Origin of the sequence: Listeria rocourtiae FSL F6-920 (assembly GCF_000525975.1) — a bacterium.
GTDB classification, from domain to species: domain Bacteria; phylum Bacillota; class Bacilli; order Lactobacillales; family Listeriaceae; genus Listeria_A; species Listeria_A rocourtiae.
On record NZ_AODK01000102.1, the window covers coordinates 1 to 914 of the forward strand.

2 protein-coding genes are annotated in these 914 nt (G+C 39.7%); both read right to left on the reverse strand.

Annotated elements, in window-relative coordinates; genetic code table 11:
* The coding region (locus tag PROCOU_RS16025; RefSeq protein WP_036074442.1) for a hypothetical protein at window positions 1–287 on the reverse strand (287 nt) is incomplete at its 3' end.
* Between the two features lie 12 nt (window positions 288–299).
* The coding region (locus PROCOU_RS16030) for a site-specific integrase (RefSeq protein ID WP_036074445.1) at window positions 300–914 on the reverse strand (615 nt) is incomplete at its 5' end.

A 914-nucleotide genomic window follows, 5' to 3' on the forward strand; every position in this document is an offset into this window, starting at 1 on the left:
CCCATGTTAGAAGCTTTTCTGGCAACAGCAGAATAAGGTCTATTCAGCATCTTTGCAATTTCGTGCACATTCATAGCTGGATGGAACCTTCGAAGTATTTCACATTCTCTTTCCGTCCATCTGCGCTTTAATGTGCGCTTCTTCATGTGATAACCACGCCAGTTTGATATTTGTTCTGTGGTGCAATCTAAGTGCTTAGCTGCTGCTTCATAGTTCTGTTCGTCTTGGCAAAAAATATAATACTCTAAATACTCTTCTTCCTCTTCGCTGAACAACCTTTTCGGCATAAACTCACCCCTCTACGCGATTTGCATCAGCACAGATAGCATTTTTTGATCATCCTTCTTTTGCAATTCATCTAATATATGAGCATATGTTTCTTGCGTCACGCTAACATCTGCATGTCCTAGCCGTGCCGAAATGGTATGAATAGATACACCCTCCGCAAGCAATACGCTAGCATGTGTGTGACGTAACGCGTGTAGGCTTATCTCCGTAATCCCAACTGCTTTGCATTTTGCTACTAAGAAGTTGTTGATTGTAGAATTAAACTGTCGTTGATAAGTGCCATCTTCTAATTTATTCACGAAAATCGGCTCCTCGTCTGCAAAGTCTTTTATCAACGGCTTAAACTGACCGACAATTTGCCAATCTATTTTTATTGTTCGAACCGATGAGGTTGTTTTCGTTTTAGAGAAGCCTGTGTTGCCTTTATAATCCCACGTTTTATTGATTGTTATTGTTTGATTTACCCAGTCAAAGTCATTTGGAGTGACAGCTAACGCCTCGGCATAACGCATACCTGTTTTAGCTATCAACATTACGAACCAGTCAAAACCAACTTTACTTGTATCAAGTGATTGTAATAACTTTGCTAACTCCTCTTTTTGTAGAAATTTACGTTTCTTTGTTCG